Origin of the sequence: Amycolatopsis bullii (assembly GCF_014654205.1) — a bacterium.
Classification (GTDB): domain Bacteria; phylum Actinomycetota; class Actinomycetes; order Mycobacteriales; family Pseudonocardiaceae; genus Amycolatopsis; species Amycolatopsis plumensis.
On record NZ_BNAW01000037.1, the window covers coordinates 79,067 to 87,854 of the forward strand.

General features: G+C 69.9%; 8 protein-coding genes. 2 read left to right on the plus strand and 6 right to left on the minus strand.

Annotation, left to right across the window (positions count from 1 at the left end; genetic code table 11):
- Nucleotides 1-100: 100 nt before the first annotated feature.
- A complete protein-coding gene (locus tag IE317_RS31455) occupies nucleotides 101-2,113 on the plus strand; it encodes a prolyl oligopeptidase family serine peptidase (RefSeq protein WP_191314987.1) in 2,013 nt (670 codons plus the stop codon).
- On the opposite strand, the gene IE317_RS31460 is transcribed toward IE317_RS31455, so the two are convergent.
- Nucleotides 2,103-2,417 (minus strand): DMT family transporter, encoded by a 315-nt coding sequence (locus IE317_RS31460; RefSeq protein ID WP_191314988.1) that lies wholly within the window; start codon nucleotides 2,415-2,417, stop codon nucleotides 2,103-2,105. The two genes, IE317_RS31455 and IE317_RS31460, sit on opposite strands and share 11 nt — an antisense overlap.
- Complete coding sequence (locus IE317_RS31465; protein WP_191314989.1) at nucleotides 2,417-3,028, minus strand: FMN-dependent NADH-azoreductase; 612 nt, start codon at nucleotides 3,026-3,028, stop codon at nucleotides 2,417-2,419. Before IE317_RS31465 ends, IE317_RS31460 begins: the two co-directional genes overlap by 1 nt.
- Nucleotides 3,029-3,105: 77 nt before the next feature.
- Between IE317_RS31465 and IE317_RS31470 the strand changes: the two genes are divergently transcribed.
- Nucleotides 3,106-3,651 carry a TetR/AcrR family transcriptional regulator gene (locus IE317_RS31470; protein WP_191314990.1) on the plus strand — a complete coding sequence of 182 codons (546 nt, stop codon included), beginning with the start codon at nucleotides 3,106-3,108 and terminating at the stop codon, nucleotides 3,649-3,651.
- Here the strand turns inward: IE317_RS31470 and IE317_RS31475 are convergent.
- The 4 genes from IE317_RS31475 to IE317_RS31490 form a co-directional block, all read right to left on the minus strand.
- Nucleotides 3,648-4,388, minus strand: a complete 741-nt coding sequence (locus tag IE317_RS31475; RefSeq protein WP_191314991.1) for a ferritin-like domain-containing protein — start codon at nucleotides 4,386-4,388, stop codon at nucleotides 3,648-3,650. The genes IE317_RS31470 and IE317_RS31475 overlap by 4 nt on opposite strands.
- A 432-nt stretch (nucleotides 4,389-4,820) precedes the next feature.
- Nucleotides 4,821-7,640: a vitamin B12-dependent ribonucleotide reductase gene (locus IE317_RS31480; protein ID WP_191314992.1), complete on the minus strand. Its 2,820-nt coding sequence runs from the start codon at nucleotides 7,638-7,640 to the stop codon at nucleotides 4,821-4,823.
- Nucleotides 7,641-7,670: 30 nt separating this feature from the next.
- Nucleotides 7,671-8,165, minus strand: a complete 495-nt coding sequence (nrdR, locus tag IE317_RS31485) for a transcriptional regulator NrdR (RefSeq protein WP_191314993.1) — start codon at nucleotides 8,163-8,165, stop codon at nucleotides 7,671-7,673.
- A gap of 300 nt (nucleotides 8,166-8,465) precedes the next feature.
- Nucleotides 8,466-8,788, minus strand: a 323-nt coding sequence (locus tag IE317_RS31490; protein WP_229903019.1) for a LysM peptidoglycan-binding domain-containing protein, incomplete at its 5' end; no start/stop codon positions are given.

An 8,788-nucleotide genomic window follows, 5' to 3' on the forward strand; every position in this document is an offset into this window, starting at 1 on the left:
CTGTGTGGCACCAGCATACGGATGCCCCGGGAGGCAGGGATCACGAAACGAACACGCCACCGGGTGGCCACCGGGCCCCGGACCAGGCGAGACTATCGGCATGAGTGTCGAGGACCCTTACCTGTGGCTGGAAGACGTGACCGGCGGCGACGCGCTGGACTGGGTGCGCGCCCGCAACGACGAGACGCTGGCCGAGCTGACCGCCGGTGCCCGGTTCGCCGAACTGCGTGATCAGCTGCGCGAGGTGCTCGACGCCGACGACCGGATCCCGTACGTGCGCCGCCGCGGCGAGTTCCTCTACAACTTCTGGCAGGACGCGAGCCACCCGCGCGGGCTGTGGCGGCGGACGACGCTGGAGTCCTACCGGCAGGCCGAGCCCGAGTGGGAGCTGCTGCTCGACGTCGACGCGCTGGCCGAGGCCGAGGGCGAGAACTGGGTCTGGCAGGGCGCGACCGTGCTGCGGCCGGGCTACCGGCGCGGCCTGGTCGAGCTGTCCCGCGGCGGCGCGGACGCCACGGTGGTCCGCGAGTTCGACCTCGACGCGCACGAGTTCGTCGAGGTCGGCTTCACCGTCCCCGAGGCGAAGACGCGGATCGGCTGGATCGACGAAGACCGCGTCTACATCGGAACGGACTTCGGCCCCGGCTCGCTGACCAGCTCGGGGTACCCGCGGCTGGCCAAGGAGTGGCGCCGCGGCACGCCCCTCTCCGAAGCCGTCACGGTCTTCGAGGGCAAGCCCGACGACGTCTCGATCGGCGCGTCCCACGACCCGACCGAGGGCTTCGAGCGGGACTTCGTCAGCCGCTCGATCGACTTCTACCGCTCGGAACTGCACCTGAAGACGCCGACCGGGCTGGTCAAGATCGACGTCCCGGACGACGCGAGCGCGTCCGTGCACCGCGAATGGCTGCTGGTGCGGCCGCGGACCGCGTGGACGGTCGGCGGCACGGAACACCCCGCCGGCTCGCTGATCGCCATCCTCCTCGACGCCTTCCTGGCCGGCGACCGGATCTTCACGACGCTGTTCACCCCCGACGAGCACACCTCGCTCGAGTACTGGGCGTGGACCCGCAACCACCTGCTGCTCGGCACGCTGCGCGACGTCCGGAGCGAACTGCGGGTGCTGACCCCCGGTCCGGACGGCTGGACCGACGAGCCGCTCGCCGGCGGGCCCGAGTTCGGCAGCGCGGACATCTTCGACACCGACCCCGACGTCAGCGACGAGTACCTGATCGATTCCAGTGGATTCCTCCAGCCGTCGACGCTGAGCTACGGGCACGTCGGCGAAGAGGTCGAAGTGCTGAAGCAGGCTCCGGCGTTCTTCGACGCTTCGGGCATGAGCGTGGCGCAGTACTTCGCGACGTCGGAGGACGGCACGAAGATCCCGTACTTCGTGGTCCGGCCGTCCGGCGCCGAGAGCGGCCCGACGCTGCTGACCGGCTACGGGGGCTTCGAGATCTCGCTGACGCCGTCCTACAGCGGGATGATCGGCCGCGGCTGGCTGGCCCGCGGCGGCACGTACGTCGTCGCGAACATCCGCGGCGGCGGCGAGTACGGGCCCGGCTGGCACACCCAGGCCATCAAGGCCGAGCGACACCGCGTGTACGAGGACTTCGCCGCGGTGGCCGCGGACCTGGTTTCGCGGGGCATCACGACGCCGTCGCAGCTGGGGATCCAGGGCGGCAGCAACGGCGGGCTGCTGATGGGCGTCATGCTCACGCGGTACCCGGAGCGGTTCGGCGCGATCGTCAGCCAGGTGCCGCTGCTGGACATGCGCCGCTACCACCTGCTGCTGGCCGGCGCGTCCTGGATGGCCGAGTACGGCGACCCGGACGACGCCGCGGAGTGGGAGTACATCGCGAAGTACTCGCCCTACCAGAACGTCCACAGTGGACGCACGTACCCGCCGTCGCTGTTCGTGACCTCGACGCGCGACGACCGCGTGCACCCCGCACACGCCCGCAAGATGGTGGCGCGGATGCGTGAGCAGGGGCACGACGTCCGGTATCACGAGAACATCGAGGGCGGCCACGGCGCCGCGGCGGACAACGAGCAGCTGGCGTTCAAATGGGCGCTGGTGTTCGAGTTCCTGTGGGGGCAGCTCACGTCGTGACCCGTGCGAGCACGACTCCGCCGACGATCAGGGCCAGCGCGGCCACCCGGCCGACGCTGAGCGGGTCCTTGTTGACGACGACGCCGAGCACGATCGCGCCGACGGCACCGATCCCGGTGAACACCGCGTAGGCGGTGCCCACCGGGACGGTGTCCATCGCGCGCGACAGCAGGTACACCGCGGCGGCGCCGAGCACGAAGCACAGGAGCGTCGGCCACGGCCGGGTGAAGTTCTCCGTCGGCTTGATGCTCTGCGACCAGGCGATCTCGACGAGCCCGGCGAGGACCAGCGTCACCCAGCCCATCAGATCGCCTTCAATGCGGCTTCGCGGGAGGCTTCCCGTTCCCCGTCGCGCGCGGCGAGGTGCGGGTCGACCAGGGCGTTGGTCAGCTCGGCGTGCACGAACCGGACGTCATCGACGTCGTAGTGCCCGGCGATGAAGTCCCGCAGGTAGCGCTCGTGGTGGTCGAAGGGGGCTCGCGGTGTCCCTTCCGCGTACGTGCCGCCTCGGGCGCCGGCGATGACGAACTGCTTGCCGCGCAGGGACATCCGGGGGAACGTCACCTGGTCGATCCAGGCCTTCAGGGCGGCCGGGATCGAGAAGTTGTACATCGGCGTGCCGATCAGGACGACGTCGGCTTCGAGCAGCTCGTCCAGCAGTGGCTCGACGATCGCCCAGGCCTTCTTCTGCCCCGGCGTCTCGACGACGTCGGCGTAGTGCGCAGGGTCGGTGATCCCGTTCCGGAGCAGGGCGTCGCAGATTTCGGTCCAGGCCTCGCCGATCACCGGAACGGGGTCGGCGGCGAGGTCGCGGTAGGTCCGGGTACCGGTCCAGCCGGCGGCGTACCGGGCGGACAGCTCCCGCGAGAACGACGAGCGGCGGGCGCTGGAGTCGAGGTGCAGCAGGTGGGGCACGATTTCCTCCTCAAGTGGACGCGGTGTCCGCTTGACTGAACTGGACGCGCTGTCCGGATATTCCCTAGGCTGGTGACATGCCCGAACGCGCCGACGCGGCCCGCAACCGCGCGAAGATCCTCGCGGCGGCCGAGGAGCTCTTCACCGCCCGCGGCGCGGCGGAGGTGACGATGGAGGACATCGCCCGCGCGGCCGGCGTCGGCCGCGGAACGCTGTACCGCCGTTACCCGGATCGGGCGTCGATCGCGGTGGCGTTGCTGGACGAGCACGAGCGCCGGTTGCAGGAGGAATTGCTGCGCGGCGAGCCCCCGCTGGGCCCGGGCGCTCCCCCGGCCGAGCGGCTGGCGGCGTTCTACGAGGCGATGGTGGGGCTGCTCACGCGGCACGCGCATTTGGTGCTGGGCGCCGAGGTGGGCCATTCGCGGTTCACGACCGGGGCGTACGGGTTCTGGCGGACACATGTGCGGGTGCTGGCGGAGGCCGCGGGGGCGGCGGACCCGGAGGTGCTGGCGGACGTGCTGCTGGCCCCGCTGGCGCCGGAGCTGTTCCTGCACCAGACGTCGCGCGGGGTGTCGTCCGAGCGGCTCGTCCGGACGCTGCGGCAGCTGGCCGGCCTCCTCTAGAACAACCCGCGCGGCCGAGCCCGCCTCGGCACGTAGGGCGGCTTGGGGTGCACACCGCGGATCCGCGCGAGCGCGGCTTCGAAGGCGGTGAGCACGTCGGCGACGAAGACGAGCCGCCCGGCCCCGAGCCGTCTCAGAGCTGCGCCGTGGTCCGCGGCGACGGTGATCGCCACGCCGAGCAGCAGGGCCCGCCACGCGCCGAACCGCACCGCCTTCAGGGGTTTGCTCGTGGCGCGGAAGGCGTTCTCGAGCCGGTGGCAGTGGAACGGCACGTGCCGCTCCTCGTCGGCGAGAATCCGCGCGGCGACCTGCGCGGCCAGCGGGTCGCCGGCGCCGTCGCGCAGCGCGCGGTAGTACCGCAGCGCGACGACCTCGGCGATGAGCAGCACCATGAGTTCCAGCCGCAGCCCGAGCGCCCGCCGCAACTTCACGAACACGGTGTCGGACCAGTGACTCGTCAGAGTGGGCACTTTCGCGGCGGCCAGCAGCTCGGCGAGCATCCGGGCATGGTTCTGTTCCTCGGCGACGAAGAGCTTGACGGCGGCGAAGTAGGTGTCGTCCCCGGCGGCTTTCGCGATGAGGTTGGCGCCGTCGCCGGCTTCGCCGACCTGGAACCGCTGGATGCTCTTGGCGACGTCGGGGTGGAGTTTCGCGCCGCGGTCCCACGGCGGATCTTCGCGCTGCCTGCGGCGTTCGGCCTCGGTTTCGAAGTCCTGGAGCCAGTGTGCGTACGTCATCGGGTTCGATGATGCCGGGGATGTGTGGATCCGGCGGGTGGCTTCCGTGGAGATTCTGTGAAGCCGTCAGGTCATCTCGTCGATCCGAACCGTGAGGCCCAGATCGGTGAAGGTTTCGATGAGGCGGTCGAGGTGGCCGGGGCCGACGACTCCGGCGAACACGCCGACGCCGTCTTCGCCCGGGAAGAACTCGAGCAGGGCCCACGTGTGTTCGACTTCGTACTCCGCGAAGGACGACTTGCGGACGCGCCAGCCTGCCCGTGCGAAGGCGCGCGCCAGCTCTTCGGGACTGCGGCCACGAGAACGAACCCGTGCACGTTGTCGGCCGAGCCGGAAAGCTCACTGCCGAGCCGAGGCCCGTCGGTACCGCCGGAGATGATCTCCATGGTTGCGGAAAGCCGGGCGGGGAATGCACCCCGCCCGGCTCCTCATTCAGCTACAACCCGAAGTCGCGCCGCAGCCTTCGCAGGCGTAGCACGACCCCGCCGGGCGCATCTTCGTTCCGCAGGTCATGCAGAGCGGGGCGTCCGCCGCCTTGCCGAGGCGGAGCTCCATCAGCTCCGTCGTCGTCTGGGCTTCGCGGTGGGGGTGCTCCGGCTCCTCGGCGTGCGGCTCTGGCGAGGCGTCCACTGTGGACTGCAGGGCTTCGAGGTCGACGCCCGGATTCCCGTAGGCCGCCTCGACTTCGGCCGACCGCTCGTCCGCCGAGAGGATGCCCAGCTGGGAACGCTTCTCGTACGGCAGGTAGTCCAGGGCCAGCCTGCGGAACAGGTAGTCCATCACGCTCGTCGCGATGCGGATGTCCGGGTCGTCCGTCATGCCCGCCGGCTCGAAGCGCAGGTTGGAGAACTTCGAGACGTAGAACTCCAGCGGGATACCGTGCTGGAGGCCGACCGAGATCGACATCGAGAACGCGTCCATCACGCCCGCCAGGGTCGACCCCTGCTTGCCGAGCTTGACGAAGATCTCCCCGAGGCCGTCGTCCGGGTACGAGCCCGCCGTCAGGTAGCCCTCCGCGCCGCCGACCGTGAACGACACCGTCTGGCTGGGGCGCTTCTTCGGGAGGCGTTTGCGGACCGGCCGGTACTCGACGACCTTCTCCGGCTCGGCAGCGGCGGTCTCCGCAGTCTTCTTGGCCGTGGACAGCGGCTGGCCGACCTTGCAGTTGTCGCGGTAGATCGCGAGGGCCTTCAAGCCGAGCTTCCAGCCCTGGAAGTAGATTTCCTCGACCTCTTCGACCGTCGCCGACTCCGGCATGTTGACCGTCTTCGAGATCGCGCCGGACAGGAACGGCTGCACCGCGGCCATCATCCGGACGTGCCCCATCGGCGCGATCGAGCGCTCGCCGACCGCGCAGTCGAACACCTCGTAGTGCTCGGGACGCAGCCCCGGCGCGTCGACGACGTGGCCGTGCTGCGCCACGTACTCGACGATCGCCTCGACCTGCTCGCCCGGGTAACCCAGGGCCTCCAGCGCGCGCGGCACCGTCTGGTTGACGATCTGCATCGAGCCGCCGCCGACGAGCTTCTTGAACTTCACCAGCGAGAAGTCCGGCTCGATCCCGGTCGTGTCGCAGTCCATCATGAAGCCGATGGTGCCGGTCGGCGCGAGCACCGACGCCTGCGCGTTGCGCCAGCCGTGCTTCGCGCCGATCTCGATGCCCTTCTGCCACTCCTCGGTCGCCAGCGCGCGGACCGCGGCATCGTTCGAGTGGTAGGTGCGGACGAGCTCGTTCGCCGCCGCGTGCTTGCGCATCACGCGCTGGTGCGCCTCGGCGTTGCGCGCGTAACCCTCGTACGCGCCGACGACCTGGGCCATCTCCGCCGAACGCCGGTACGACACGCCCGTCATCAGCGACGTGATCGCCGCCGCGAGCGCGCGGCCGCCGTCGGAGTCGTACGCGTGCCCGAGCGCCATCAGCAGCGCGCCGAGGTTCGCGTAGCCGATGCCGAGCTGGCGGAACTTCCGCGTGGTGTCGGCGATCGGCTCGGTCGGGAAGTCCGCGAAGCAGATCGAGACGTCCATCGCCGTGATGACGAACTCGACGGCGCGGGCGAACAGCGGCGCGTCGAAGGTGCCCTCACGCGTGACGAACTTCAGCAGGTTCAGCGATGCCAGGTTGCAGCTGGAGTTGTCCAGGTGCATGTACTCGCTGCACGGGTTCGACGCGGTGATCCGGCCCGACTCGGGGCAGGTGTGCCAGTCGTTGATCGTGCCGTCGTACTGGATGCCGGGGTCGGCGCACTCCCAGGCGGCCTGGGCCATCGTGCGGAACAGCTTCTTCGCGTCGGTGCGGTCGATGACCTCGCCGGTGAGCCGGGCGCGCAGGCCGAAGTCGGTGCCGTTCTCGACCGCCTGCATGAACTCGTCGGACACGCGGACCGAGTTGTTCGCGTTCTGGTACTGCACCGAGGAGATGTCCGCGCCGGAGAGGTCCATGTCGAACCCCGCGTCGCGCAGGACCTTGATCTTCTCCTCTTCGCGCGCCTTGGTCTGGATGAACTCTTCGATGTCCGGGTGGTCGACGTCGAGCACGACCATCTTCGCCGCGCGCCGGGTGGCGCCGCCGGACTTGATGGTGCCCGCGGACGCGTCGGCGCCGCGCATGAACGAGACCGGGCCGGACGCGGTGCCGCCGGAGGTCAGCAGCTCCTTCGAGGAGCGGATGCGGGAGAGGTTGAGACCGGCGCCGGAGCCGCCTTTGAAGATCAGGCCTTCTTCGCGGTACCAGTTGAGGATCGACTCCATCGTGTCGTCGACGGCGAGGATGAAACACGCCGAGACCTGCTGCTTCGACGGCGTGCCGACGTTGAACCAGACCGGGGAGTTGAAGCTGAAGACCTGGTGCAGCAGCATCCAGGTGAGTTCGTGCTCGAAGATCTCGAGGTCCTGCGGGGTGGCGAAGTAGCCGTGGTCGCGCGCGGCCTTGACGTAGGTGTGCACCACCCGGTCGATGAGCTGCTTGAGGCTGCGCTCGCGCTGCGGGCTGCCGACGGCGCCGCGGAAGTACTTGCTGGTGACGATGTTGGTCGCGTTGACCGACCAGAAATCGGGGAACTCCACGCCGCGCTGTTCGAAGTTGACCGAGCCGTCGCGCCAGTTGGTCATGACGACGTCCCGCTGCTCCCAGGTGACCTGGTCGTACGGGTGCTGCCCCTCGGTCGTGAAGACGCGCTGGACGCTCAGCCCGCCGGCGGCCTTGCCTTTTTTGCCGGCGGCCGCGCGGGCCCCCGTTCCCACGGTTTCCGTCATCGGTTGAACCCTCTCCCGCAGCGGGACGGCTCAGTGGCCGTCTTCGCGCTGATCGCTGTCCTTCTGGGCAGCAGCACCCGCCATGGCCTCACGGAGGTCGGCGATCTCCTTCTCGAAGTCTTCGACCGAGGAGAAGGAGCGGTAGACACTGGCGAACCGGAGGTAGGCGACCCCGTCGAGCTCACGCAGCGGGCCCAGGATGGCCAGGCCGACTTCGTGACTCGGGATCTCCGCCAGCCCGGCGGAGCGGATCGACTCCTCCACGCGCTGCGCGAGCTGCTGCAGCGCGTCGTCGTCGACCGGCCTGCCCTGGCAGGCGCGGCGGACGCCGCTCACCACCTTGTCCCGGCTGAACTGTTCGGTGACCCCGGACCGCTTGACGACGGCGAGCACCATCGTCTCCGACGTCGTGAACCGGCGACCGCACGACGCGCACGAGCGCCGCCTGCGGATCGCCTGGCCTTCATCCACCTCTCGGGAGTCGACGACCCGAGAGTCCGCATGCCGGCAGAACGGGCACCTCATCCGCCGATCACCTTCCCCTCCGCGCCGGCCGCCCCGGTCGACGTCCGCCGGCCACCACGCGTGGCCGGGTTTCCGAGCACCGGGCACCCCTGCACCTGGTGATCGTTTTGTGGACATCCGGTGGGTAAGAGCCGACCAGCTGTGGACAACTGCTGTCCAGTCTACCCCAACCTGTGGACCAACTACAGCGGTGTAACTACTACATATAGCGGCGAAGGGTAGAACTCGAGAGGTGCGCGCGCAAGCGGCACGCCGGGCCGGATCCCCGCCCGGGTGAGCGCGGTTGACGGCCCCGGTGGATCAGGGTGCGGGGACGGCGGCCGGGTCGGCGACCGGGACCGTGAGCGGCAGCCCGGGCACCAGAACGGCCCGGTCCAGGCGATTCAGTTCCTTGATCCGGGCGACAACCGCGCCAGGCTCACTCTCTGGCGCGAATCGCGCGGCCAGCGAAGCGAGCGTGTCGCCCTGGCCGACGGACACCGTCGCCGTCCGCTCGGGCACCGGGGCACCGGACGTCCCGCCGCCCAGAAGACCCAATCCGGTGATCATCAGGCAGCTCGCGACGGCGAGCGCGGCGAGCCACGGCCAGCGGACCGGCACCCGCCGCGGCGCGGCGCACAAAA

Coding starts and splice junctions, on each gene's coding strand:
- IE317_RS31455 (WP_191314987.1), top strand. CDS start 101: ATGAGTGTCGAGGACCCTTACCTGTGGCTGGAAGACGTGACCGGCGGC.
- IE317_RS31460 (WP_191314988.1), bottom strand. CDS start 2,417: ATGGGCTGGGTGACGCTGGTCCTCGCCGGGCTCGTCGAGATCGCCTGG.
- IE317_RS31470 (WP_191314990.1), top strand. CDS start 3,106: ATGCCCGAACGCGCCGACGCGGCCCGCAACCGCGCGAAGATCCTCGCG.
- IE317_RS31475 (WP_191314991.1), bottom strand. CDS start 4,388: ATGACGTACGCACACTGGCTCCAGGACTTCGAAACCGAGGCCGAACGC.
- IE317_RS31480 (WP_191314992.1), bottom strand. CDS start 7,640: ATGACGGAAACCGTGGGAACGGGGGCCCGCGCGGCCGCCGGCAAAAAA.
- nrdR (WP_191314993.1), bottom strand. CDS start 8,165: ATGAGGTGCCCGTTCTGCCGGCATGCGGACTCTCGGGTCGTCGACTCC.